The organism is Streptomyces sp. NBC_00442, assembly GCF_036014195.1.
Classification (GTDB): Bacteria; Actinomycetota; Actinomycetes; order Streptomycetales; family Streptomycetaceae; genus Streptomyces.
Genome location: NZ_CP107918.1, coordinates 7,603,720 through 7,627,228, shown reverse-complemented (window position 1 = coordinate 7,627,228; position 23,509 = coordinate 7,603,720). Strand labels below are relative to the sequence as shown.

Annotated in this window: 24 protein-coding genes; 12 read left to right on the top strand and 12 right to left on the bottom strand. The window is 70.7% G+C overall.

Annotation, left to right across the window (positions count from 1 at the left end; all coding sequences use genetic code 11):
• Positions 1–71 precede the first annotated feature (71 nt).
• Positions 72–881 carry an ArsR/SmtB family transcription factor gene (locus OG432_RS34440; protein ID WP_328314878.1) on the bottom strand — a complete coding sequence of 270 codons (810 nt, stop codon included), beginning with the start codon at positions 879–881 and terminating at the stop codon, positions 72–74.
• 66 nt (positions 882–947) lie between these two features.
• Between OG432_RS34440 and OG432_RS34435 the strand changes: the two genes are divergently transcribed.
• Positions 948–1,598, top strand: a complete 651-nt coding sequence (locus OG432_RS34435; protein ID WP_328314877.1) for a flavin reductase family protein — start codon at positions 948–950, stop codon at positions 1,596–1,598.
• A 55-nt stretch (positions 1,599–1,653) separates the two neighbouring features.
• On the opposite strand, the gene OG432_RS34430 is transcribed toward OG432_RS34435, so the two are convergent.
• Positions 1,654–1,989 carry a DUF1330 domain-containing protein gene (locus tag OG432_RS34430; RefSeq protein WP_328314876.1) on the bottom strand — a complete coding sequence of 112 codons (336 nt, stop codon included), beginning with the start codon at positions 1,987–1,989 and terminating at the stop codon, positions 1,654–1,656.
• A gap of 261 nt (positions 1,990–2,250) precedes the next feature.
• Here OG432_RS34430 and OG432_RS34425 point away from each other — a divergent pair, with 261 nt between their 5' ends.
• Positions 2,251–2,916 carry a class I SAM-dependent methyltransferase gene (locus OG432_RS34425; RefSeq protein ID WP_328314875.1) on the top strand — a complete coding sequence of 222 codons (666 nt, stop codon included), beginning with the start codon at positions 2,251–2,253 and terminating at the stop codon, positions 2,914–2,916.
• A gap of 62 nt (positions 2,917–2,978) precedes the next feature.
• On the opposite strand, the gene OG432_RS34420 is transcribed toward OG432_RS34425, so the two are convergent.
• Positions 2,979–4,466: an MFS transporter gene (locus tag OG432_RS34420; protein ID WP_328314874.1), complete on the bottom strand. Its 1,488-nt coding sequence runs from the start codon at positions 4,464–4,466 to the stop codon at positions 2,979–2,981.
• Positions 4,467–4,630: 164 nt separating this feature from the next.
• Between OG432_RS34420 and OG432_RS34415 the strand changes: the two genes are divergently transcribed.
• Complete coding sequence (locus tag OG432_RS34415; protein WP_328315366.1) at positions 4,631–5,296, top strand: TetR/AcrR family transcriptional regulator; 666 nt, start codon at positions 4,631–4,633, stop codon at positions 5,294–5,296.
• Positions 5,293–5,646 (top strand): NTP pyrophosphohydrolase, encoded by a 354-nt coding sequence (locus OG432_RS34410; RefSeq protein ID WP_328314873.1) that lies wholly within the window; start codon positions 5,293–5,295, stop codon positions 5,644–5,646. The genes OG432_RS34415 and OG432_RS34410 overlap by 4 nt, the downstream gene beginning before the upstream one ends.
• Before the next feature lie 106 nt (positions 5,647–5,752).
• Here the strand turns inward: OG432_RS34410 and OG432_RS34405 are convergent, their stop codons facing one another.
• A complete protein-coding gene (locus tag OG432_RS34405; protein WP_328315365.1) occupies positions 5,753–6,220 on the bottom strand; it encodes a MarR family winged helix-turn-helix transcriptional regulator in 468 nt (155 codons plus the stop codon).
• A 240-nt stretch (positions 6,221–6,460) separates the two neighbouring features.
• Between OG432_RS34405 and OG432_RS34400 the strand changes: the two genes are divergently transcribed.
• On the top strand, positions 6,461–7,591 hold the full coding sequence (locus OG432_RS34400; protein WP_328314872.1) for an NADH:flavin oxidoreductase: 1,131 nt from the start codon (positions 6,461–6,463) through the stop codon (positions 7,589–7,591).
• Between the two features lie 499 nt (positions 7,592–8,090).
• Here OG432_RS34400 and OG432_RS34395 read toward each other — a convergent pair whose 3' ends face one another.
• The gene (locus OG432_RS34395; RefSeq protein WP_328314871.1) at positions 8,091–8,852 is read right to left on the bottom strand and encodes a metallophosphoesterase family protein; all 762 of its coding nucleotides are present in this window, start codon (positions 8,850–8,852) and stop codon (positions 8,091–8,093) included.
• A 408-nt stretch (positions 8,853–9,260) separates the two neighbouring features.
• Between OG432_RS34395 and OG432_RS34390 the strand changes: the two genes are divergently transcribed.
• The 4 genes from OG432_RS34390 to OG432_RS34375 all read left to right on the top strand — a co-directional run bounded on the left by OG432_RS34390 (position 9,261) and on the right by OG432_RS34375 (position 11,895).
• The gene (locus OG432_RS34390; protein WP_328314870.1) at positions 9,261–10,025 is read left to right on the top strand and encodes an SDR family NAD(P)-dependent oxidoreductase; all 765 of its coding nucleotides are present in this window, start codon (positions 9,261–9,263) and stop codon (positions 10,023–10,025) included.
• A gap of 99 nt (positions 10,026–10,124) precedes the next feature.
• On the top strand, positions 10,125–10,640 hold the full coding sequence (locus OG432_RS34385; RefSeq protein ID WP_328314869.1) for a hypothetical protein: 516 nt from the start codon (positions 10,125–10,127) through the stop codon (positions 10,638–10,640).
• An 85-nt stretch (positions 10,641–10,725) separates the two neighbouring features.
• Positions 10,726–11,283, top strand: a complete 558-nt coding sequence (locus OG432_RS34380) for a sugar O-acetyltransferase (RefSeq protein WP_328314868.1) — start codon at positions 10,726–10,728, stop codon at positions 11,281–11,283.
• A gap of 249 nt (positions 11,284–11,532) precedes the next feature.
• Complete coding sequence (locus tag OG432_RS34375) at positions 11,533–11,895, top strand: hypothetical protein (RefSeq protein ID WP_328314867.1); 363 nt, start codon at positions 11,533–11,535, stop codon at positions 11,893–11,895.
• 64 nt (positions 11,896–11,959) lie between these two features.
• On the opposite strand, the gene OG432_RS34370 is transcribed toward OG432_RS34375, so the two are convergent.
• Entirely contained in the window at positions 11,960–12,511 is a 552-nt protein-coding gene (locus OG432_RS34370; RefSeq protein WP_328315364.1) for a helix-turn-helix domain-containing protein, read from the bottom strand.
• A 219-nt stretch (positions 12,512–12,730) separates the two neighbouring features.
• On the opposite strand from OG432_RS34370, the gene OG432_RS34365 reads away from it, so the two are divergent.
• Positions 12,731–13,717, top strand: a complete 987-nt coding sequence (locus OG432_RS34365) for an alpha/beta fold hydrolase (RefSeq protein ID WP_328314866.1) — start codon at positions 12,731–12,733, stop codon at positions 13,715–13,717.
• 33 nt (positions 13,718–13,750) lie between these two features.
• On the opposite strand, the gene OG432_RS34360 is transcribed toward OG432_RS34365, so the two are convergent.
• Complete coding sequence (locus tag OG432_RS34360; RefSeq protein WP_328314865.1) at positions 13,751–15,682, bottom strand: amino acid transporter; 1,932 nt, start codon at positions 15,680–15,682, stop codon at positions 13,751–13,753.
• A gap of 276 nt (positions 15,683–15,958) precedes the next feature.
• On the opposite strand from OG432_RS34360, the gene OG432_RS34355 reads away from it, so the two are divergent.
• Positions 15,959–16,201: a DUF5302 domain-containing protein gene (locus tag OG432_RS34355; protein WP_328314864.1), complete on the top strand. Its 243-nt coding sequence runs from the start codon at positions 15,959–15,961 to the stop codon at positions 16,199–16,201.
• Positions 16,202–16,387: 186 nt separating this feature from the next.
• Here OG432_RS34355 and OG432_RS34350 read toward each other — a convergent pair whose 3' ends face one another.
• On the bottom strand, positions 16,388–17,614 hold the full coding sequence (locus OG432_RS34350) for a phosphodiester glycosidase family protein (protein ID WP_328314863.1): 1,227 nt from the start codon (positions 17,612–17,614) through the stop codon (positions 16,388–16,390).
• Positions 17,615–17,797: 183 nt separating this feature from the next.
• On the opposite strand from OG432_RS34350, the gene OG432_RS34345 reads away from it, so the two are divergent.
• The gene (locus OG432_RS34345) at positions 17,798–18,235 is read left to right on the top strand and encodes a hypothetical protein (RefSeq protein ID WP_328314862.1); all 438 of its coding nucleotides are present in this window, start codon (positions 17,798–17,800) and stop codon (positions 18,233–18,235) included.
• 69 nt (positions 18,236–18,304) lie between these two features.
• Here the strand turns inward: OG432_RS34345 and OG432_RS34340 are convergent, their stop codons facing one another.
• The 4 genes from OG432_RS34340 to glgX form a co-directional block, all read right to left on the bottom strand.
• Complete coding sequence (locus OG432_RS34340) at positions 18,305–18,988, bottom strand: hypothetical protein (protein ID WP_328314861.1); 684 nt, start codon at positions 18,986–18,988, stop codon at positions 18,305–18,307.
• Positions 18,989–19,040: 52 nt separating this feature from the next.
• Positions 19,041–19,457, bottom strand: coding sequence for a hypothetical protein (locus OG432_RS34335; protein ID WP_328314860.1), 417 nt, complete (start codon positions 19,455–19,457; stop codon positions 19,041–19,043).
• A gap of 152 nt (positions 19,458–19,609) precedes the next feature.
• Complete coding sequence (locus tag OG432_RS34330; protein ID WP_328314859.1) at positions 19,610–21,037, bottom strand: carotenoid oxygenase family protein; 1,428 nt, start codon at positions 21,035–21,037, stop codon at positions 19,610–19,612.
• A 264-nt stretch (positions 21,038–21,301) separates the two neighbouring features.
• Positions 21,302–23,422 carry a glycogen debranching protein GlgX gene (glgX, locus tag OG432_RS34325; protein ID WP_328314858.1) on the bottom strand — a complete coding sequence of 707 codons (2,121 nt, stop codon included), beginning with the start codon at positions 23,420–23,422 and terminating at the stop codon, positions 21,302–21,304.
• Positions 23,423–23,509 lie beyond the last annotated feature (87 nt).

Below are 23,509 nucleotides of genomic sequence, written 5' to 3'. Positions count from 1 at the left end.
TCCCGCCGTCGGGGGACCTTGGTCCCGCCCGGCTCGGTCTGCGGGTCCCGGGCGGAGCACCCTGCCCGCGCTCAGGCGCCGCGGGGATCTCCGCCGGCTTCCCCTCGGGGCGAGAGGACATCGGCAGACAGGCGGAGGTGGTGACGCAGCGCTGCCTGGCCCAGCGGGGTCACGGCCATGGCGCGCGTGGTGCCGATGGGGGTGATCCAGCCCGTGTCGAACGCGTAGTGGCACAGTGCGGCACCTACCGCGCCGGCCAGGTGCGGTCGCCGTTCGGTCCAGTCCAGACAGGAGCGCACCGCCGGTCGACGCGTGCCGGCCGGAATGGTGATGCCGAGTTCCGCCAGCCAGGCGGCCCCGGCGCCGGTCAGGGAGAGCCCGTGCTCCGTGTCAAGCAGACGCCGGTCGATCATGGCGTCGGTGATGGCGACGCCGAGGACCCCGGCGAGGTGGTCGTAGCAGGTGCGGGCATGAGCGAGCGCCTGCCCACGGCCTGCCCCGGACAGGGATCGCACGACCGGAGGGCGTTCCGGGGCCATCGCGGCGAGGCCCTCGATCAGCTCGGCCACCTGCGGGCCGGCCAGACGCACGTACCGGTGACGGCCCTGACGCTCCTCGGCCAGAACGTTGCCGCGTACGAGCGCGTTCAGGTGGCCGGTCGCGGTGGACGGAGCCACGCCGGCGTGACGCGCCAGCTCCGAAGCCGTCCAGGCCCGTCCGTCGAGCAGCGCCATGCAGAAGCGCGCCCGTGTGCCGTCTGCCAAGAGCTTCGCCACGGAAGCGAGCTCGGGGCCGCTGCCTCCCGCGTTCCACGGGTGGGCGTTCCGTGTGCGGGCATTGCGCGTGCGGGCGTTCCTCGCATCTGCGTTCCGCGTGTCCATACCGCCCAGTGTCCCCCGCCGACACTTCGGCCTCCATCGAAACAACCGGCCCCTAGGGTCCACGCCATGGACACCGCACGCCCCGAGACCCTTCGCCCGGTCGCACCCGTCACCCACCTGAAGATCGAGCCGAGCATCCTGTACTTCGGCACTCCGGTGGTGCTCCTGAGTACGGAGAACCAGGACGGGACGTTCAACCTCGCCCCGATCTCCTCGGCTTGGGCCCTTGGCCGGACCGTCGTCATCGGGCTGGGCCGTGACGGCCAGACCGCGCACAACCTCGCCGCTCGCCCCGACGTGGTCGTCAACCTGCCCGCCCCCGCGCAATGGCACGCGGTGGAACGTCTGGCGCCGCTCACGGGCCGTACCCCGGTGCCCTCGACCAAGCCCGACGGCTGCCGGTTCGAGCCGGACAAGTTCGGCGCGGCCGGCCTGGCCATGCAGCCATCCGATCTCGTACGGCCACCGCGTGTCGCCGGCTGCCCGATCCAGCTGGAGGCCTGCGCCGAGCGCGTGCGGCCGGACGTGCGGGGCGCGTTCGTCATCGTCGAGGCGACCGTGCGCAGGGTGCATGCCGATGCCCGGATCGTCGTTCCCGGCACCGAGCACATCGACCCTGCCGCTTGGAGCCCGCTCATCTACAACTTCCGCCACTACTTCGGTCTGGGCCACGAACTCGGCCACTCGTACCGTACGGAGACCCCCACGGGCCCCTAGAGAATGCGGACACATCTGCGGTACCGCGTCCCCGGGCGGGCAGACGCCGGCACCGTTACCCCGCCTGCAACGTGCGCGCCCGGACGGCCGGATCGTAGGCCGGCGCGACGCCCTCGATCAGGACCAGGTCACCCTCGATGTGATCGGTGCGCAGGTGCACGATGGCCTGGTACGCCGGGGATCCGTACCAGGCGCGGGCTTCATCCAGGCCGGGGAACTCGATGAGCACCATGCTGCCGGGCCACGCCCCCTCCACCACTTCCGTCGGCGGACCGTGAATGACGAAGCGACCGGCAAAGGGATCGAGGGTTGCCTGAATGCGCTGAAGATATTCGATGACATCGGGATGATTTCGGCGGCTGCGCAGATGGGCAAAGCCGTAGGCGGACATCGCAGGGCTCCTTCGGGCGCGGATGTGTTTCGCTGCGTTCCGGCGCGTGCCGGCGTTTTCGGACGTGGGCCGGTGTGCTCCGGTGCAGGCGATGCCCGTGAACGTAGCCGGAGACGGTCACGAACGGCGATGCCCCCGGAGGTAATTGCGCAACTCCGGCCCCCGGGAACCGCGTTGACCCGCGCAGCCGACGGCAGCCGCCCTGTCGGAAAGGGCCGAGGGCGGGGATCATGTACGGCAAGGACAGTGAGTCGGTGCTTGGTGACCGACAGACCGGAGGACCCGAACGTGCCCGACGAGGACCGCACCCCGCTCCAGCCCGCCCAGGCGCTGTTCGATGCGCTGGGCATCGCGTACGAAGAGGCGTTCGCCGCTTCCGAGGCACACCACGCTTCGTTGCGGTGGCTTCTCGACGAGCTTGTTCCCGGCAGCCGAGTGCTGGATGTCGGCAGCGGTACGGGCCGGCCCACCGCGGAAACGCTCTCTTCCGCCGGGCACAGTGTGCTCGGCATCGACATCTCCCCCGTCATGGTCGATCTCGCCACCCGTCAGGTGCCCGACGCCGAGTTCCGCTGCGGGGACATCCGTGCCGTTGCGCTGAGCGACTCTTCGTTCGACGCCGTGTGCGTCTACTTCGCTCTGCTGCAGATGTCGCGCGAGGAACAGGTGAGTCTCGTGACTCGGCTGGCCCGTACCGTGAAGCCCGGCGGCCGCATGGTCCTGGCGACCGTTCCCGTGGACGTCGAAGGAGCCGAGTTCGTCTTCATGGACCATCCGGTTCGCGCGACGAGCTTTGCCCGCGACGACTTCGTCGCCCTGGTCACCGACGCGGGCCTGACCGTACGGTCCGAGGAGAGCCTGTTGTTCACCCCGTCCCGCCCCGACGCCGAACCGGAGCCGCACCTCTTCCTGTACTGCGAACGGTGAGGTGGGAACGGATCGCGCACACCGGTCGGCGACCGTCGGCGCAACGCCGGGTCCTCGCCCGGTCAGACCGGCTCTCCGACCGCGGGCTCCTCGACGGCCGCTTCCTCGACGGTGTGCGAGTTGGTGAGACTCAGCGCGCCACCGGCCGCGATCAGGCCGACGACCACGGCGAGGAGGGCATAGGTGATCCGTTCGCCGCGGAAGAACGACGCGACCAGGTCGCCGCTCCAGGTGCCGGCGGGCAGCTGGGTGGTGACGAGCGCGGCGATGAGGGTGCCCACCACGGCGGTACCCACGCTGGAACCGACCTCCTGGGCGGTGTCGTTGAGGGCGGCGCCGATCGAGGTGCGGTTGCTCGGCATCGCGTCGACGAGGGCGACCGCGCAGATCGTCATGACGGTGCGCAGCCCCACGGTCATGAGCACCATGCACACCGCGATGGCGGCGTATCCGTGGTCGACACCCCAGGAGAGACCCGCGAGCGCCCCGGCCAGGCAGGCCGCGCCCACCAGGCAGGCGATGCGGTGGCCGAAGCGGCGTGCGAGCCACTCGGACAGGGGGGTGGCCGCGAGCATCGTCATGATGATCGGCAGGTTGGCAAGACCGGCCCGCATCGGGCTCCAACCGTAGGCGTACTGGAAGTGCAGGATCAGTCCGAACATGACGCTGGCCATCGCGATGGACGTGCCGATCTGCGCGATGGCGGCGCCGCGGACGGTGCCGTTGGAGAAGACCTTCAGGTCCAGCATGGGCGCTGGGCTGCGGCGCTCGTGCCGGACGAACGCGACGCCGGCGGCGATGGCACCGATGATCGACGCGATGGTGATCGCGGACAGCCAGCCGTTGTCGACTCCGCTGGTCAGTGAGTAGCAGGCGAGCCCGATGGCCGCGACGCTGAGGACGGCGCCGGGCAGGTCGAGTGCGTCCTTGGTCAGGTCCTGCGGCCGGTCGGCCGGAACACCGAGGCGGACGCCGATGCAGGCGATCAGCGCGATCGGGGCATTGACGACCAACAGCCACTCCCACCGTGCGTGGGCCAGCGCGGTACCGCCCAGGAGTGGCCCGAGGACGAAGCCGGACATGCCGACGATGATCATCACCGTCATGGCGCGCATCCGCAGGGCTTTGTCGTCGAACAGGCGGAAGACCAGGGAGTTCGTGATCGGGGCCATCGCGGCGGCGGCTACGCCGAGTGCGGCCCGCAGGGCAATGAGCTCGCCGGCCGTGGTGACGAGCACGACGCACAGGCTCAGCGAACCGAACACGGCGAGCCCGATCAGCAGCACGCGTCGGCGTCCGAGCCGGTCGGCCATCGATCCCGCGGTGAGCAGCAGGCCTCCGAACGTCAGCGAATAGGCCCCCGTGACCCACTGCAACGCGGTCGTTCCACTGCCGAGGTCACGGCCGATGGTGGGCAGCGCGATCGACAGCAGCGTGTTGTCGACCATCTCGACGAAGAAGGCCAGGCAGAGGGCGGCCAGCGGTATCCATGCCGCGCGCAGGGACGGATAGGTGTGTGAGGTCGTTGGTGGTGGCGGTGCGGTGGTCATGGCGATCCTTCCGATCGAATGCATCGAACGTCGTACGGGTATCGAACGACGTACGATGAGATACGATAGAACAAGGTTCGATACGATGCAAAGGACGAAGGGACGAAGCCATGGCCGACCAGCAGGAGCGCTCCCGCGGAGGACGCCGACGGGCTTCGCACTCGATGGAGTCCGTGCTCACCGAGGCGGTGGCCCTGCTCGATGAGGCCGGGGCGCAGGCGCTGACCTTCCGTGCGCTCGCGCAGCGCCTCGGCGGCGGCGTCGCGAGCATCTACTGGTACGTGGCGAGCAAGGACGAACTGCTGGACCGCGCCACCGACCACGTCGTGGGCGCGGCCCTGGCCGACATCGAGGGGCTTGCGCGCACCGACGACCCGATCGACGACCTCCGCGCGATGTCCCTGGCCCTGTTCGACGCGATCATGGACCGGCCCTGGCTGGGTGCGTACTTCATGCGCAACACCGACGTCCAGGGCAACACCCTGCGCCTGTACGAGCGGCTCGGCCAGCAGACCCTTCGCCTGAACCTCAGTCCCCGCCAGCGGTTCCACGCGGTGTCGGCGATCGTCGGGGTCGTCGTCGGTTCAGCCGTCGACCTGGGCCAGGAGCCGCCCCAAGAGGTCCTCGACGGCGTAGTGAACCGTGACGAATTCCTCGGCCGCTACGCCCAGACCTGGCGGGAGCTCGACCCGGCCGACTTCCCGTTCGTGCACGAGATCGTCGACGAGTTCGAGGGCCACGACGACGTCGACCAGTTCCGCTCCGCACTGGATCTCACCCTGACGGGCCTCCGCCTGCAGGCCGGGGTCGAGCCGACGGAGCTCTCGTGAGCGGGCGTCCGGTACTGATCGTCGATGCCGCGAACGTCGTCGGATCGGTGCCCGACGGGTGGTGGCGGGACCGCAAGGGGGCCGCCGAGCGGCTACGGGACCGCCTTGGCGGGCGGCACGACGACGAGGAGGTGATCCTCGTCGTCGAGGGGGCCGCGCGCGGTGTCGAGTCGGTGCCCGGCGTGCGGGTCGAGTCCGCGGCCGGCAGCGGGGACGACCTCATCGTGGAGCTGGCTGCCGCCCATGCCGACCGGCACTGCACGGTCGTGACCGCCGACCGTGCGCTGCGCGAACGGGTCCGGGCGTACGGCGCCGAGTGCGTCGGGCCTCGGACGGTGCGACCCGTTTGAGGTCGGGCGGCCCGCCCGCGGCCGAGTGGTTCCGCCTCAGCGCCGAATAGCTTCTCGGTACGTTCCTACGGGCGCGACACGTTCTGACGGGCGCGCCAGGAAGGGTCTACTGCGGGGCCGGAGCGGTGCGTTCGGCGCACGCATCATCGCCCTCGTCCGGCTCCGTGCGCGGCCAGTGCCGTCCTTCGAGGGACTCGGCACAGCGGTTCAAGCGGACCAGCACGTTCTCCAGCTCCCGCACCTCCTCCGGGGACCAGTGGGCAACCACCCGGGCCAGGCAGGAGCGGTTGGCTTCGCGATCCGCGGCGAGGCGGCGTTCACCTTGCTCCGTGATGCGCAGCTTGCGGGCCATGCCGCCGTCCGGGTCCGCGACGCGCTCGGCCAGTCCGCAGCGCAGCAGAGCGGCCGTCTGGCGGTTCACGGTGGAGGTGTCGAGCCCGAAGGCGTCGGCCAACTGCCCGATGGACATGGGGCCTTGGGTGTCGATCCGGCTGAGCAGCAGGTACGCAGAGCGATCCAGGCGTTCGGGGTCGCGTTCGCGCAGCGCCAGCACTTGATGCCGCGAGAGCAGCATCAGCTCCCGCTCCAGTCTCTCCAGCACGTCGCCTCCCGCTCCTACCGACGCTCCATTATCGCGGATACGCGCGACGCCGACCGCAGCCCCCCGCAGCACCCCGCAGGGACGGGCCGCGGTCGGCGCCGCCTCGTCCGCCGCGCGAAGCCGGACGCCGCAATATGCATGATACATAGGATGTGTACTATGCACTTCTCGTTGTCACCGCGACGAGCCACAGCCTCAACCCGGAGGACCCTCATGACCCTCACCCCGTCCACCGCCTCCCGTGCGGCAGAGATCCTGTCGCGGCCCGTCACGCTGAACGGCCTGACCGTCCCGAACCGCATCGCGATGGCTCCGATGACGCGGATGTTCTCCCCCGGCGGTGTCCCTGGCGAGGATGTCCAGGCGTACTACGCGAGCCGGGCCGCAGCAGGGGTGGGCCTGATCGTCACCGAGGGCACGTACGTCGGGCACGAGTCCGCGGGACAGAGCGACCGGGTGCCGCGGTTCCACGGCGAGGACCAGCTGGCGGGATGGGCGAAGGTCGCCTCGGCCGTGCACGAGGCGGGCGGCACCATCGTGCCGCAGCTGTGGCACATAGGCATGGTGCGCAACCACGGCGAGGCCCCGTACGTCGACGCGCCCGCCGTGGGCCCCTCCGGCATCCGCGTCGACGGCACCGAGGGGACCGGCAAGGCGATGACCCGCGCCGATCTCGACGACGTCATCGGCGCGTTCGCCGATGCGGCCGCCGAGGCCGAGCGGATCGGCTTCGACGGGATCGAACTGCACGGCGCCCACGGCTACTTGCTCGACCAGTTCCTGTGGGAGCGGACCAACCGCCGCACCGACGGCTACGGCGGCGACGCCGTGGCCCGCACGAAGTTCGCCGCGGAAATCGTGGCCGCGGTCCGCGAACGCGTGGCGGCGGACTTCCCGGTGATCTTCCGCTACTCGCAGTGGAAGCAGGAGGCCTACGATGCCCGCCTCGCTCAGACCCCCGAGGAGCTGGAGGCGATCCTCAGCCCGCTGACGGCCGCCGGTGTCGACGCGTTCCACGCCTCCACCCGGCGCTACTGGGTCCCCGAGTTCGAGGGCTCGGACCTCAACCTGGCCGGCTGGACCAAGAAGCTCACCGGCCGGCCGGCCATCACCGTCGGCTCGGTCGGCCTCGACGGTGACTTCCTCCGCGCCTTCGCCGGCGAGGGTGCGGATCTCGGAGACATCAACAACCTCCTGGACCGGATGGAACGCGACGAGTTCGACATGGTCGCCGTCGGCCGCGCGCTGCTCCAGGACCCGCAGTGGGCCGCGAAGGTCCTCGGCAACCGCTTCGACGAGCTCAAGGCGTACGACCCGGCAGCGCTCAAGTCGCTCAGCCGGTAGCCGACAGCCGACAGCAAACGTCCGGCGTTCGATGGAGGGGTACGGGAACTGGGCGGACGGCGCAGCCGGTGCCGGTGCCGGACGTCATTCCACAGCGTCTCGGCCGTGTCCCGCAGGCTGAATCCGCAGCCTTCCAGCCCGTCCCGTGCCCTCGTGTACGGGACGAGCCGGAAGGTCAGGGCGCTGGTGGGCCAATACGGCGGTTTCCCGCGTGCTGAAGCAGTCCTGCGTGCACCCGCGATCGGCGTCGATGACGATGACGATGACGACCTTCTGCGTGCAGTCCGGCCATCGGGCAGCGGGCGTTCAAAGGGCTCGTGCGGGCCCTGGACCGACAGGAGCGGCGATCTCGTCCCGGACGATGTACCGGACGCCCCCGACCGAGTTGGCGGCGTCGAACGCGTGGGGCGACGCCAAGTCCCGTACGTCCTCGCGCCGCAGCTGGACCCGGTCATCGATCGCGTGGTCGGTATTCAACTCCCCCTGCCCGGGGGGAATGTCACGGGGTCTGGTCGCGCCCGTCCCGGGGGCCGAAGGCCGTGAGGGCGTCGGCGTCGGACGCGCGCGCGTACAGGAAGTAGTCGGCCCATTCGGCGATGTCGGGGTAGGACGACCCCTGGCGGAGCCGGGCCGCTGCGGCTGAGAGGTCGAAGTCCGTGGTCCGGAGCTCGACGCCCGGTCCCAGGAGAGCCCAATGTGCTCCGGTTCGTCCGTAGGGCATACGGATGCTGCCCGGGTTGATCACGAGTCGGCCGTGGGCGAGGCGGACGAACGGCATGTGGGTGTGGCCGCAGACCACGGTACGAATGTCGTCGTCGAGCCCGGTGAGGACGTCAGCCCAGCGGTCGAGGCGCGAGTCGACCAGGACGACCTCCTCGTCGTCGCGAGGCGTGGCATGGCAGAACAGCACCTTCCCCAGGCCCTTCACGGACAGGGAGAGCGACCGTGGCAACGAGCCGAGAAGGTCCAGATGGTCTTCGCGGAGCTGTTCGGCTGCCCAGGGGGCGATCGGGTCGGGGATCGTTTCGCGTTGCCCCCGGCGGTATTCGAGGAGTTCACGGTCGGCGTTGCCGCTGATCCAGACGACGCGGTCGCCGAGGCTGGTCAGCAGGTCGAGAACCTGGGCCGGTTGCGGGCCGGCGGTGATGTCGCCGGTCAGCACGATGCGATCGGCGGTGCCGACGTCTGGTTCGGCGAGCACCGCCTCCAGGGCCGGCAGAACTCCGTGGATGTCGGACAGGACGGCTACTCGGGTCACCATGGTCACCACTGTGAAGGAAGACCTGCCGAGTGGCGTGATCTTTCGGCCAACGCGACGTTCGAGGGGTCTGCATCCAGCTGTTTCGCCGCGGCCCTGGACTACGTCCGTCAGTGGCTCACCGAACGGATCGGCGACCGAACCGCTGGCCGAGCGAGCGCTGCTCACCCTGCCGACCGGGACCATCGTCCCGTCAACCGGCGGCACGAACTCCTTGCCACCGACGGCACGAAGTCCCTGCGGGCGGGGCCCGAAGAGAGGCTTGGCACCCGCGAGTCGGGTCAGGGATAGCGCGGGGCCCCGCAGCCGGCACCAGGGCGAGTGGGGATGAGCGCGGACGGCTGAGGAGGCGTCCCACCGCCGTGTTCGCGACCCTGGAAGTCACCCGAACCGAGCAGAGGGAGAGGCCGCATGCAGCTGGAGGGCAAGACCGTCGTCATCACCGGGGCCGGCAGTGGGCTGGGCCGCGCCATGGCCCGACGGCTCGCGCGGGACGGCGCCTCTGTCGTCGCCGCCGGTGACCGTGCCGGCCCGCTGGCCGAAACGGTCGCGTTGATCGAGCAGGACGGAGGACGTGCGCTGGCGGTCACCGCCGACGTGAGCCGGGAGGACGACGTCGCCGCGCTGATCGAGCGGGTCGCCGATGAGCTCGGCCGGCTTGACGTCCTGATCAACAACGCCGGCGTCGAATTCTCCAAGCCCGTGCTCGAGACGACCGGCGAGGAGTGGGACGCGCTGATGTCCGTGAACCTGAAGGGCGTCTTCCTCTGCGCGAAGCACGCGATCGGCGCCATGCGAGGGTTCGGGAACGGCGGAGTCATCGTGAACGTGGCGTCCGAACTGGCGCTCACCGGCTCCGAGAACGTGGCGGCCTACTCCGCGTCCAAGGCCGGCGTCGTCCAGTTGACCCGGGCCCTTGCGGTGGAGCACGCCGCGGACGGGATCAGGGTCAACGCCACGAGTCCGGGCGTCATTCTCACCGCCCTGTTGCAGGTCGCCCTGGACGCGACGGGCGACGCGGCGGCGCGACGCCGCGAGTTCGAGGAGCGCACGCTGCTGAAGCGGCTCGGTACGCCGGAAGAAGCAGCGGAAGCAGCGCTGTTCCTGGCCTCCCCCCGGTCCTCGTACATGACCGGCGCCAATCTCGTCCTGGACGGTGGATGGACCGCGCATTGACGGACGGCCCCGAGACCGGTGCGAAGGACGCTCACCCAGTCGCGGACCGACGACCGCAAGTGGCTCCCGGTCGGCGCGCTGCTCGCCTACGGTCGTGCCATGAGCAGTGACGGCGTAGTGGTGGACGAGGCGGTTCGCGCGGCGTGGGACGCGTACCGGGTCCTGGAGAAGCGGACCTCGGACAAGGACCGGCAGTCGGCGCGGGAACGCGTCGAGGCCGCGGTGGAGACATACGGACGTGAGGAGGTGTCCCGGGGCACGGTTTTTCTGGTGGGTGTGCTGACCGGATACATCATCGCCGATCAGGCCGATGGCGAGGATCGTCTCGATCCGCTGAGCGATCTGATCCCCGCTGTGATCCGCAGGCTTCCCACCTTCGAGATGGCCGACCCGGCGCAGGTTCCGATGGTCACCGGTGTCCTCATGGCTGCTGCGATGGGCATGGACACGGTGGCGTGGCGCGACCGGTTCGGGCCGATCGCGCCGGAGGAGGGCCTGGCGCACGGTTTTGTGCTGTGGCTGTTGGCCGACCTCTTCGATTCGCTGAACGAACGGCCGGGAGTCATCGACCGGATGATGCGGAAGACCTTCGAGGCCATGGCGGCCGACGGCTGAGAAACTGTGCCTTTGGATCGCCGATGCCTGCCCCGCCCCGATCGCGGACCCGGCCGGTGTCGGCAGTCGAGCCGGGAGGACGCCCGTGGGTGAGAACAAGCGCCTGATGCTGGCCGGCGAGTGGTATCTGCCCGACGATCCCGAACTCCTCGCCGACTCCGAGCGCCGCGTCCGGCTGTGCGCCGCCTACGACGCGGCCGTCGCGGCGCCGGCCGCGGAGCGGCACGCGATCCTGGCGGAGCTGCTCGGCTCGGTCGACGCGTCCGTCCGCGTGCGGGCGCCCTTCCGGTGCGACTTCGGCTACAACATCGCCATCGGCGCGGGGACGTTCGTGAACTTCGGGGCGGTGTTCCTCGACACCGGCACCATCAGCATCGGGTCGGATGTCCAGATTGGACCGAACGTCCAACTCCTCACACCTACACACGAGTTGGATGCCGGGCGTCGGCGGGCCGGGTGGGAGAAGGCCCTGCCCGTGACCATCGGGGACAACGTGTGGCTGGGCGGCGGGGTGATCGTCTGTCCCGGGGTGACCATCGGCGCGAACACGGTGGTGGGCGCGGGCGCCGTCGTCACCAGAGACCTGCCGCCGGGCGTGCTCGCGGTCGGCAACCCGGCCCGGGTGGTACGGGAGCTGACCTGAGCGCGGCCCATGGGCCGCGCCGCTTCCGGAGCGAGGGCCGAGGAGGCCGTCCGCTCGTCCTCGGGTGATCGTCGGCGAACAACCGCGTGCCCCCGCCGGCCACGTCACATCCGGGTGCCCCCCGTCCCGTGGTCGACCTCGCCCATACCCACCGCAGCAACTCCCGGATCACGAGAACGAGTTCGGACGCAACCGATTGGATCTCCGATCCGTCTTCATTGGTTCGAGCCACTACGAGAGGCACCACCCGTGAACCGTGTCACCACCACCGTCCTCACGGCGGCCGCCGCCGTCGCCGCAGTCGCGCTCACCGGCTGTGGCAGCGATGAGCAGACCCGCAACGCCCCGCCGTGTCCGGCCCCGATCCGTACGACCGGCGGCGACCTCGTCCCGTCCGGCGTCCGGCCGTGCCTCCTGACGGGGCCGAGCGCGACGCCCAGCCGCACCACCAGCGCCCGCCCGACGTCCACGCCCACGCGCGGATCCGCTACGAGAACCGGCATACCCGGCACCAAGAACACGACCAGACCCAAGACCGCACCCCCGGCGGAGGCACCCGCCACGCGGCCGAAGCCGAAGGCACCCGCCGCACCGGGCCGCCCGCGCCGTTGATCCAGCCCGTCGGCCGATACCGGCCGGCTGTCGGTTGATGAGAGAGGTGCGGTGCGCATCGGCATCACCGAGGGGTGCGCGGCCGCAGGCGCTCGCCCTGTGGTCCGAACATGATCAGGTACTCGACCGGGCCGTCGGATCCGGCGTTCGCGACTCCGTGGGCGGTGCGGGTGTCGAACTCCGCGACGTCCCCGGCGGCCAGAACGAGGTCTTGGGCGCCGAGGGCGAGCCACAGTCGCCCGTACAGGACGCACAGCCACTCGTAGCCGTCGTGCGAGACCTGCCGAGGCCGTACCGGTGGCTCCTCGACGGCGGGCAGGACGTGCTTGTGGGCGTGCAGGCCGCCGACGTAACGGGTCAGCGGAAGCACCGCCTTGTCGTCCCCGGATCTCGCCGCCGAGGGCCGTCGGACCACCGGTGGCGCAGGCGCGGCGCCGGCCAGCTCGTCCAGAGGGACGGCGTACTCCCGCGCCAGTCGAAGCACCACCTCCAGGGTGGGCCTGCGCCGGCCCGTCTCGATCCGCGACAACGTGCTCGGCGAGATGCCGGTCGCACGGCTCACGCCGGTGAGCGTGGCGCCGCGGCCCTCGCGCGCCGCCCGCAGCCGCGCACCCATCCCCGCGAGCGTGCCGGCCACGGTGCCTTCGGCGCCCACGTCGTCCGTGGTGCCCGCGCCGTTCGCGTCGTCAACCACCGGCTCCGCCTCCCGAATACGCCCCTGCACCACCCTGCCCTGCAAGTTTGCCAGGCTGGCAACGACCATGGCGGCGGGTGACGGACGCGCCGCATGATCGGCGGGTACCCGCGTCCGTCGACCAACCGAGGAGAAACCCTCATGCCGTCCAAGCCGTCCGCTGCACCCCGCCACCGCACCGTCGAGGCCCCGGCCGGTCGCCTGCACCTGGTCGAGCAGGGCTCCGGCCCGCTGGTCCTGCTCGTGCACGGCTTCCCCGAGTCCTGGTACTCCTGGCGACACCAGCTCCCGGCCCTCGCGGCGGCCGGCTACCGGGCCGCGGCACTCGACGTCCGCGGCTACGGCCGCTCCTCCAAACCAGCCGCGCCCGACGCGTACCGCATGCTCGACCTGGTGGAGGACAACATCGCGGTCGTACACGCCCTCGCCGAGGAGAGCGCCGTGGTCGTCGGCCACGACTGGGGTGCCAACATCGCGGCGGCCTCCGCCCTGCTCCGCCCCGAAGTCTTCCGCGCGGTCGGCCTCCTGAGCGTGCCGTACGCACCGCCCGGCGGTCCCCGTCCCACCGATGCCTTCGGCCGGATCGGCGGCCCCGAGGAGGAGTTCTACGTCTCCTACTTCCAGGAGCCCGGCCGCGCCGAGGCGGAGATCGAGCCCGATGTGCGGGGCTGGCTCGCGGGTTTCTACGCGGCCCTGTCCGCCGCGACCATGTCCGCCCCGGGCGAGCCCGACCCGCATTTCGTCACTCGCGGCGGCCGGCTGCGTGACCGTTTCCCCACCGGCCCGCTCCCGGCCTGGCTGAGCGAGGAAGACCTCGACGTCTACGCCGGGGAGTTCGAGCGCACCGGGATCACCGGCGCACTCAACCGCTACCGCGCCATGGACCGCGACTGGGAAGACCTCGCCCCGCACCGCGGAGCCCCCATCGAGCAGCCGTCCCTGTTCATCGGCGGCGCTCTGGACGCGTCCACCACCTGGATGGCCGACGCCATCGGCGCCTACCCCGTCACCCTTCCCGGCCTGTCCGCCTCCCACCTCCTGGACGGCTGCGGCCACTGGATCCAGCAAGAACGCCCCGTCGAGGTCAACCGCATCCTCGTCGACTGGCTCGCCACCCTTCAGGGCTGAACCAGCGGGCCGCCCGCGCCCCCGGAAAGCCCGTCAGCCGGCGTGGACGTGGGGGCGGCGGGAGCGGTCCGGTTCGGCCTCCCGGATGACCTCGCGGGTGACCGGGGCGACCTCGCCCTGACCGAAGAGGAAGAAGCGCAGGAAGTTGGTCATCGGGTTGCCCTCGGTCCACTCGAAGTAGATGTGGGGGCGCTGGCCCGTAGCGTCCCGTACGTACAGCAGGAGGGCGGCGAGGGCGTTGGGGATGCTGGAACTCTCCAGGGTCAGGACGCGGTAGCGGCCGTGCAGCACCTCGCCCCGTACCCGGAGGCCCGATTCGAACTCGGACGCGTCCAGGACGGTGACCTCGACGAACAGGACGTCGTCGTCGGACGGGATGTCGTTGTCGGCACGGATCTGCTCGACCTTGTCCCAGTACTCGGCCTCGTCCCGGCTGTCGGGCTCGTTGGCGACGAAGCGGATCGTGCCCTGCGCGGCGTCGTGAATGAGCCGCTGGGCGCCGTCGTCCAACTCCACGTCCGTGACGCGCAATTCGAAGACGCGGGCCAGGCGGGAGAGAAGGGAGAGGGCCATGATGCCGGCGATGAAGCAGGCACCGATCTTCACGCCGTCGGGCCGCTCCGCCACGTTGACGGCGGTCGTGTACAGGAGCACGGCCGCGATGACGCCGAAGCCGATGGTCCAGCCGCGCTGGCCCGCGCGGCGCGCCGCGATGGTCACGGCGACGGCCGCCGAGGTGATGAGCACGAGCACACCCGTGGCGTACGCACCGCCCTGCGCGTCCACGCTTGCGTCGAACAGCCAGGTCACCAGGAAGGCGATCAGGGTGAACACGATGACCATCGGGCGCAGGGCCCGCGCCCAGTGCGGGGCCATGCCGTAGCGGGGCAGATAGCGGGGCATCAGGTTCAACAGGCCCGCCATCGCAGAGGCGCCCGCGAACCACAGGATCAAAATCGTGGAGACGTCGTAGACCGTGCCGAAGGCGGAGCCGAGCTGTTCGTGGGCGAGGTAGGCAAGGGCGCGCCCGTTGGCCGCGCCGCCCGGTTTGAACTGGTCGGCCGGGATGAGCAGGGTCGTGATGAAGCTGCTGGTGATCAGGAAGACGCTCATGATCACGGCGGCGGTCGTCAGCAGCTTCTTCGTGCCCCGGATCCGCCCGGCCGGCTTGTCAGGACTGTCGCCCGGGTCGCCCTGGACGTGCGGCATGACCGCGACACCCGTCTCGAATCCGGACATGCCGAGCGCGAGCTTGGGGAAGACGACGAGCGCGATCGCGATCATCATGAACGGGTTGCTGTGCTCGGCCGTCAGCGCCTTGGACCAGTCTCCGATGACGTGCGGCTGCGAGATCACCTTCCAGATGCCGTCCCCGATCACGACGACGTTGAGCGCGAGGTAGGAGAACACCAGGACGACGGCGACGCCGATGGCCTCGCTGAATCCCTTGAGGAAGACGGCGCCGAGCAGCGCGACGAGGATGAGGGTGATCAGGACCTGGTGGCCGCTGAGGGTGCTGGTGAGATGCGGGTTCTCCACCAGGTGTGCGGTGGCGTCGGCGGCCGAGAGGGTGATGGTGATGAGGAAGTCGGTCGCCGCGAACCCCAGCAGGGTCAGCACGAACAGCTTGCCCTTCCAGAACGACAGCAGCCGCTCCAGCATCGCGATGGAGCCCTCGCCGTGCGGGCTCTCCTCCGCCACCCGCCGGTACACCGGAAGCGCACCGAACAGCGTGAGTATCACCAGCACGATCGTGGCGAGCGGCGACAGCAGTCCGGCGGCGAGCGCGGCGATGCCCGGCTGGTAGCCCAGGGTGGAGAAGTAGTCGAGACCTGTCAGGCACATGACGCGCCACCAGGGCCGCCCCGGGTGTTCGGTGTCGGGCGCGGACTGCTGCCTGGGGCGGTCGGTCAAGCCTTCCAGCAGCCACGCGCGCAGGCGTGAGGTGCGGGCCGGGGTGGCCATCGTGGGAACTCCTGTCGTACGGATGGTTTTCGGCCATCGACACGACGGCCGAGCCAGCGTACGCATTCTGATCGTCCGCGCCAGGAGACGAACCGATCCTGACGTGTCCTTAACGCGGACCGCTCCGGTGGCGTAATGGACGGGGCCCCGACTCCGGTGGGGGCTCTTTCCCCTTCCGGCCGGGCCCGGTGGGCGGGACTGCACGGATGCCGGTCCCGCGAACGCTGCCCGTCATGACAAGCTGCATGTTCAACCGCCCGAACCCAGGAGGTCCCCATGACGACAGAGCCCACCTCACAAGAAGGTTCGGAGCCGACCGAGCCCGAGAGCACCGCGGTGACGCCGGATGCCGACGGCCAGTACGACCTGAAGCGCCAGTTCCGCGAGGCGCTCGCGCGCAAGCGGGGCACTCAGGCGGACGGCGCCGCCCACGCCGGGGACTCCGCCGCATCGAAGGTGCGCGGCGGGCACGGCCCGGCGTCGAGCCAGAAGTCGTTCCGTCGCAAGAGCGGGGGCTGACAGCGGGGGCCGGCCCACCGGCGGGGCGGGTCTCCGGCTCGGCTGGACGCATGCGGGCCGGGGCCCGTTGCCGGAAGCACCGGCAACGGGCCCCGGAAACGGATCCCGGCAACGGGTCCCGGCTCGCGTGCGGCGGCCGGCCCCTTTCTTCGACCTTGCGGATCTTGCGCTCGGCCCCTGCGCCGTTCAGGGGCCGAACAGCGCGATGCCGTTGGGTACGCGGCGCTGCCGGCCCTGGTCGAGGGCGTTGCGTACGACCGCGTGCCGTGTGGCCGGGTCGCGGGTGACGAGGGTGGTGGAGGCTCCTCCGTCGACGTGGACGCCTTCTTCGCAGCCCAGGGAGCGGAGCAGGCCGGCGAGTTCGGCGAGGGTGAGGCCGGTCCCCGCCGATTCCCGCCCGTCCGTGGCGATCAAACGCAGCAGACGGCCGTGGTCGGCGATACCAACCGCCGTGCGTGGCGCGGCCGTTGAGGAGTCGAGCCCGGGTAGGGGCCGGTGGTCGGCGAGCACGCGGTAGGCGCCCAGGGCGAACGCGAACGGGACCGGGCTCGTGGACGCGAGGCGGTAGCGGACATCGACCCGGGTGCCGGGGACGAGGGAGCGCAGGGCTTCGGCTCCGCCCTCGCGGCCCAGGACCACGACGCTTCCGGGCGGGATCGGCCCGTCGCCCGGGGTGGAGCCGGCGTGCTGGACGCGCCCGTGACGGATGGTCAACTCGAAGACGTCGTGGGTGCAGGGGGCGGCCCGGTCGTGATCGGTGCCGCAGACCGCGCGGGCGCGCGACGCGCTTCCCCACTGGGAGGTGAACAGGCCGATCGCCCCTTCGGGCAGGGCGTATTGGTTGAGGCCGCGCACGGGCAGTGTCGCGTGCGGGGTGCGGAGACGGCCGTGGAGCGTGAGCCGCCCGGTGCGGGCCCTGCCGTCCATGCCGACGCCGATGACGTCCTCAGGGCTGCCGCCGGGGGGCAGTGCGCCTCCGAAGCGCTGGCCTTCGGGCACCGCCGCCTTCAACGGCAGGCCGTCGAGGACGGCAGCCCCCGAGGGGGCCCCGGTGGCAGGGACACCGGGGTGCTGGTCCTCGGTGATGTGGAAGAAGTCCCCGTTGACCGCGGCGGCGGCCCCCTGGCGTTCGGCCATGACGGACACGGCCGCCCGGTCGGCCACGGCGCCGGGATACAGCAGGCCGGCCCTCACCCCGGGGTGTCGGAGATGGGCGGTCAGGAGATGGATCCGGATCGGCCCGTGCGCCGCAGCGAGGATGAAGGTGCGGAAGTCGATTCCCGGAGCGATGCGCTCCGTGGCACTCGTGGCGGTCAGGGTCGGGGTGGTTGCTCGTGCCGGAGGGGTTGGAGGCGCGGTGCCCAGAAGGAGGGTGAGCAGAAGGACGGTCGCAGCGACGCGCACACGGTTCATCCGCCCAACATCGCGCCGTGCGGGCTCAGGTGGCCACAAGCGCGGCATGCGCCTGGCCGGTACCACCCGCATGGCACGGCCGTACCGTCGTCCGGCACCGGCACCCCCCTGCCCCGTGCGGGACCGCTCGGCAGCACCGGCTACCGTTACGCCGTCAACGACACCGATACCCGGGGGACGGCAGTGACCAGCGCACGGAACGAGACCCCGGCGGCAACCAGTGCGTTGGGCATGCTGCCCGGCGTCGTGCGGGCCGGGGCGACCTTGGCGCTGCTCGCGGCGCTCGCGGCGGTCGCTCTCGTCCTCCTGCCCGTGTCCAAGACGGTCCGCGGCCTCGACTCCGACGATGCCGACAGCAGCACGGACGTCACCTGCGGATCGGTCGTGATGCCCTCGGGCGACGACGTCCTGGGCGATTACACGAACAGGAACGAGGCGCTGGCCTGCGGGTCCGCGCGGGTGCAACGGGCGGGTTGGGCCGGCATCGCGCTGTGCGGTTCCGTCGTCATCCTCGTCTTCTCCCTGCTGATGGGAGACGGCATGGCCGGAGGCTCCGGCGCGGGGTCCCCCGAGTCACGGCGTTCCGTCGAGGAGGAGCCCGACGAGAAGGTCGCCGAGTAGCCCGTCGTAAAGCCGGGCCTCACACCCGCACACCCCCACGACCTCGCCCCGTCCGACTGAGAGGCCGACTCACCGCACCACAGCGGTATGTGACTCCTCGTCAACAACCGGAACACCCAACCCGGTCAATCCCGTGCGGTGCAGCGCTCGCAGCATGGCGGGGAGATCCCAGTGGTCGTACTCGGAGCCCGCGACCAGGGACTCAAGGAGTTCCGCCGTCAGGTCGTGGCGTTCGGCGCGGTCCACGACGGCGGCCGGGTCCAGCGGGCCGTCCTGACCGAGGTCGAGGGCGTCCAGCACGTCGGACCGGTCCACGAACCGGCTCATGCCGCAGTCCAGGCCGTCGTCGTCGAGGCTCTCGGGGTACGGGGCGCGCGCCCAGGCGCCGTTCTCGTACCAGTACACACAGCCCAGCTCATACCCCTCGATCAGGTCGTGGAGCGTGTCGAACGGGAGCCAGTCCGGCGCGCCGGACAGCATGTCGATGGGCGGCTTGTGCCATTTGACGCCGCTCGACTCGTCCTCCCCGTAGAGCACGAACCGCCCCTCCCCCAGCCTCGCCAGCGTCCAGCACGTACTGCCGCAGTCGTCGAGGTGGAGACCCCCGTCGTCGATCCAGTTGCCCGTGCGGTGCACGAAAGCCAGCTCCTCCTCCTCGGCGGACGCCTCCAGGACCGCGAGAAGGCCCCAGCGGGCCCAGAGCAGTGCGGCCTCCGGCAGATCGCCGGGCAGGCCCGGACGGTGAATCGTCATGTGTTCCCCCGTGGGATGGTGCGGTGGCGCCCTTCGATAAGGGAATCCGAGACTACCGGCCGGGGGCCCAGGGCTGCGGCAAGGGCTGCGGGCCCTCCAGTGCGCTACGGAATTTCTCCTTCAAGGTCTTCGCCTGTGCTTCCTCCTCGGTCCGGGAATGCACGAGCCGAGCCGTGGAAACCCGGACATGGCACTCACGCCCGCGCTGTCGCACCAGTACGACCCACGTACCGTCCTGTCCCTGGAACGCCTGCCGCCCCGGCACGTCCCCGGGCCGCGCGTGACGGGCCAGTAGCCGCGGTATGTATCGCAGCGCCGCGTCCCGCGCCGCGGCGCTCGCCTCCGCCTGGTCGCGGCCAATGCGGTGCGTTGCGACCAACGCCCAACGGTGCAGCCTCAGTTCCACACCGTCGGCGCGCTCGGTCGTCCGGGTGTCCTCCTCGATGAGGACGTACCACTCGTCGGTCACGGCCCATGTCTCCCTTGCTCGCCCGTCATCCACGTCACGCACACACGCGTGCATGCATGCCGGAACGTCATACTCGATCACACCGGTACCGACCCCGCGTCCCCACCCCGCCCGGTTGCGTACGACGCACATCGCCCGGGGAGTCGGTGTGTTCAGCTCGGCAGCCAGGAGCCGTGCAGGCCGAGGGGAACGCGGACCGGTATGCGCACCCGTGCGACGGGTCCCGCCGTGGGATCCTCGGCCGCGATGATCAGGAACCAGCTCGTCCCGTCCGTGCGGTCGGTGGCGAAGGTCAGCCAGTAGCCCCGCTCGTCGGACTGCTGTCCGGGCTCGGGCGCGAAGACGGGTTCGCCCACCGACAGGTCTCCGGCGGACCAGACCCGCGCGGTGTCGGTCTCGGTGTCGTACCAGCGCAGGGCGTTGTACTCGCCGGGCAGCAGGTCCACGTTCCCGGTCTCGGACACCAGCGCGAGGAACCGGTGGCGGCGGCCGGTGCGACGGTCGTCGATGCGGGGCAGTTCGACCCGGGAATCGTCGAGTTCGGTGCGGGCCATGCGGCCCGTGGCGGGGTCGATGCGGGCGCGCACCAGACCGCACCGCACCGGATCCGAGGTCATCGAGGGACCGCCGCCCACCGTCAGCCGGCTCCACTGCACGTAGTCGAGGACGACGTCGCCCTCGCCCTCGGGCCCGTCGTCGTAGGCGTTGACCGTGTGCCAGAGCCAGAACGCCTCGCTCGACGCCCACCGCACCGGCCCGCCGTCGCGCGGGATCAGCGCGACGCGCGTCCCGCGCTCGGGGCGCCAGGCAAGGAACGCGCCCCCCGTCATCGCGGCCTCCAGGTCGATGAACGCCGGGGCGAGCACCAGGACCACGAATCGCTTGGTCAGCGCCATGTCGTGGATCATCATGGGCTCGTCCACGCCCTCGACGGGCGTGGCCTTCCGGATGACGACTCCCGTGGGATCGATGATCGACCACGTCAGGTACGGGGCTTCGAGCGCGTAGCAGAACACCACCATCTCGCCGGAGACCGGATCTATCTTCGGATGCGCCGTGATGCCCACCGGGAGGGATCCCCCGAAGTCCTCCCGGCCCACCGTCTCCAGGCCGTCGTCCACCCGGAACGGGCAGGCCGACTCCGCCAGTGCCAGCAGGCGGCCGGCATGGCTGACCACATTGATGTCGGGGAGGTCCTTGAAGTCGTTCGCCAGCTCCGGCCCGACCTCGTCGGGGCCCGGCATCAGGAACGACTCGACGCCGCCCCACAGCGCGTGCCCGACGCGCTCCTCGGCGAGCAGCCCCGGAGTGCGCACGAAGCGGTTGCGGTAGCGGGCCCGGCCCTCGGAGAGCCAGATGCCGTGCAGCATGCCGTCCCCGTCGATGGGATAGAGGTACGACCCGATCGGGGTGAACCGGGGATTGGGCCCGTTGCGCACGTACAGGCCGTCCAGCGAGGGCGGGATCTCTCCCGTCACCTCGAGGTCGACGACGTCGACCTCCTCCGTCACCGGCGCGAACGATCCGAGCAGGTGCGGGACGCGGGTGGGGTCGAAGCGGGGCTGCGTCCGAGGACTCACAGGCCCTCCCAGGGTGGTTTCGGGGGCCGTCGCCGGGACTCCACCACGCAGGGCGCTCCACGGCCGTCGCTCGCGACGTGTCCGAGAGAGCCCCGGCCTTCTCAGCTCACTTCAGCGTAACCCCGCCCCTTCGAAGCGCCCACGCGAGCCGGGGGAACGCCCGATCGATGCGGTCCCGCGGCACGGGAGGGACGGTCACTCCCGTGCCGCGGGGGGGGGTGCTCCCCCCGCTCCTGTCTCCCCGACTACGTCACTCCGCCCATGTCACGCCCTGCGATCCCGCCGCAGCACCAGCAGGCTGTGTGCCTCCATCGAGAACTCCGCTTCCGCCTCGAACACCGCCGTGCCCTCCCCGTCCGCCGACGGGTCGGCGGTGTCCAGGACCAGCTGCCACTGCTCGCCGAAGGCCGCCGGCGGCAGACGGAAGTCGATGGGCTTGCGGTAGCTGTTGAACAACAGCAGGAAGGTGTCGTCGGTGAGGGGCCGGCCCCGCGCGTCGCGTTCCATCAGGCCGTCCGCGCTCAGGTACACGGCGAGGGCATGCGCATCGCCACGCTTCCAGTCGTCGTCTCCCATCTGACCGGCGTCGGGCCGCAGCCAGACCACCTCGGCCCGCTCCAGCGGCGTGCCGGGGGTCGGGCCGACGGGGAAGTGCCGGCGGCGCAGCCCCGGGTGGGCGTGGCGCAGCGCGACCACGCGCCGGGCGAAGTCGAGCAGGCCACGGCGTTCCTCGTCCAACTCCCAGTCCACCCAGGAGATTTCGTTGTCCTGGCAGTAGGCGTTGTTGTTGCCGTCCTGGGTGCGTCCCAGTTCGTCGCCGTGGGCGAGCATGGGCACGCCCTGCGAGAGCAGGAGGGTCGCGAGCAGGTTGCGCTGCTGGCGCAGCCGAAGGTCACGCACGGCGCGGTCGTCGGTCTCACCCTCGACCCCGCAGTTCCACGACCGGTTGTCGTCGGCGCCGTCCCGGTTGTCCTCGGCGTTGGCTCCGTTGTGCTTGCCGTCGTACGAGACGAGATCGCGCAGGGTGAAACCGTCGTGCGCCACCACGAAGTTCACGCTCGCCCGTGGCCGTCGCCGGTCGTGCTGGTACAGGTCGGACGAGCCGGTGAGCCGGGAGGCGAAGTCGGCCAGTGTGCCGTCGTCGCCCCGCCAGAAACCGCGCACGGTGTCGCGGTAGTGCCCGTTCCACTCGGACCACAGCGCGGGGAAGTTGCCCACCTGGTAGCCGCCGTCGCCGATGTCCCACGGTTCGGCGATCAGCTTGACCTGGCTGATCACCGGATCCTGCTGGACGAGGTCGAAGAAGGCCGAGAGGCGGTCCACCTCGTGGAACTGCCGTGCCAGGGTTGCCGCGAGGTCGAAGCGGAAGCCGTCGACGCGCATCTCGGTCACCCAGTACCGCAGCGAGTCCATGATGAGCTGCAGGACGTTCGGATGCCGCATCAGCAGCGAATTGCCGGTGCCGGTGGTGTCGAAGTAGTGCGCCGGATCGTCGTCGACGAGACGGTAGTAGGCGGCGTTGTCGATGCCCCGGAACGACAAGGTGGGTCCTTGCTCGTTGCCCTCCGCCGTGTGGTTGAACACCACGTCGAGGATGACCTCGATCCCGGCGGCGTGCAGAGCCTTCACCATCTCCTTGAACTCGACGACCTGCTGCCCCCGCGTCCCGCCGGCCGCGAAGCCGTTGTGCGGGGCGAAGAACCCGATGGTGTTGTAGCCCCAGTAGTTGGACAGGCCGCGGTCGACGAGGAAGCCGTCCTGTGTGAACTGGTGGACCGGCATCAACTCGACTGCGGTGACGCCCAGTTCCTTGAGATGATCGATCACCTCGGGGTGCGCGAGGCCCGCATAGGTGCCGCGCAGTTCCTTGGGCACACTCGGGTGACGCATCGTCAGACCACGGACATGGGCTTCGTAGATCACCGACTCGTGGTAGGGGTGGCCCGGACGCCGGTCCCCCTCCCAGTCGAAGCTCCGGTCCGTCACGACACCGAACATGCCGTGTCCCGCGCTGTCCAGGCCGTTGGGTGTCCCGGGGTTCTCCGGGTCGGCGGTGAGCAGCGAGGGGTCTCCGTCGAGTTGTCCGTCCACGGCGGTGGCGTAGGGATCGAGCAGCAGCTTCGCCGGGTCGCAGCGCAGCCCCTCGGCGGGCCGGTACGGGCCGTGCACCCGGTAGCCGTACCGCTGACCGGGACCCACCCCCGGCAGATACGCGTGCCACACGGACCCGTCGGCGTCGGTGAGCGGCACGCGCCGCTCCTCGCCCGCGTCGTCGAAGAGGCAGAGTTCCACCCCCTCGGCGACCTCGGAGAAGAGGGCGAAATTGGTTCCGGCGCCGTCGTGGACGGCACCGAGCGGATAAGGACGACCAGGCCACGTCTCCATGCCCGCATCAAAACATGGGAGCCCCGGAGACGGTCTCCGACGCGGCGGCGCCTCGACGGCTTAGCCCGATCGCCGCTCGGGCCGCCG

Coding starts and splice junctions, on each gene's coding strand:
- OG432_RS34420 (WP_328314874.1), bottom strand. CDS start 4,466: ATGACCACCGCACCGCCACCACCAACGACCTCACACACCTATCCGTCC.
- glgX (WP_328314858.1), bottom strand. CDS start 23,422: ATGGAGACGTGGCCTGGTCGTCCTTATCCGCTCGGTGCCGTCCACGAC.
- OG432_RS34405 (WP_328315365.1), bottom strand. CDS start 6,220: ATGCTGCTCTCGCGGCATCAAGTGCTGGCGCTGCGCGAACGCGACCCC.
- OG432_RS34395 (WP_328314871.1), bottom strand. CDS start 8,852: ATGGTGACCCGAGTAGCCGTCCTGTCCGACATCCACGGAGTTCTGCCG.
- OG432_RS34385 (WP_328314869.1), top strand. CDS start 10,125: ATGAGCAGTGACGGCGTAGTGGTGGACGAGGCGGTTCGCGCGGCGTGG.
- OG432_RS34340 (WP_328314861.1), bottom strand. CDS start 18,988: ATGACGATTCACCGTCCGGGCCTGCCCGGCGATCTGCCGGAGGCCGCA.
- OG432_RS34430 (WP_328314876.1), bottom strand. CDS start 1,989: ATGTCCGCCTACGGCTTTGCCCATCTGCGCAGCCGCCGAAATCATCCC.
- OG432_RS34390 (WP_328314870.1), top strand. CDS start 9,261: ATGCAGCTGGAGGGCAAGACCGTCGTCATCACCGGGGCCGGCAGTGGG.
- OG432_RS34355 (WP_328314864.1), top strand. CDS start 15,959: ATGACGACAGAGCCCACCTCACAAGAAGGTTCGGAGCCGACCGAGCCC.
- OG432_RS34370 (WP_328315364.1), bottom strand. CDS start 12,511: ATGGGTGCGCGGCTGCGGGCGGCGCGCGAGGGCCGCGGCGCCACGCTC.
- OG432_RS34360 (WP_328314865.1), bottom strand. CDS start 15,682: ATGGCCACCCCGGCCCGCACCTCACGCCTGCGCGCGTGGCTGCTGGAA.
- OG432_RS34350 (WP_328314863.1), bottom strand. CDS start 17,614: ATGAACCGTGTGCGCGTCGCTGCGACCGTCCTTCTGCTCACCCTCCTT.
- OG432_RS34400 (WP_328314872.1), top strand. CDS start 6,461: ATGACCCTCACCCCGTCCACCGCCTCCCGTGCGGCAGAGATCCTGTCG.
- OG432_RS34415 (WP_328315366.1), top strand. CDS start 4,631: ATGGAGTCCGTGCTCACCGAGGCGGTGGCCCTGCTCGATGAGGCCGGG.
- OG432_RS34365 (WP_328314866.1), top strand. CDS start 12,731: ATGCCGTCCAAGCCGTCCGCTGCACCCCGCCACCGCACCGTCGAGGCC.
- OG432_RS34435 (WP_328314877.1), top strand. CDS start 948: ATGGACACCGCACGCCCCGAGACCCTTCGCCCGGTCGCACCCGTCACC.
- OG432_RS34440 (WP_328314878.1), bottom strand. CDS start 881: ATGGACACGCGGAACGCAGATGCGAGGAACGCCCGCACGCGCAATGCC.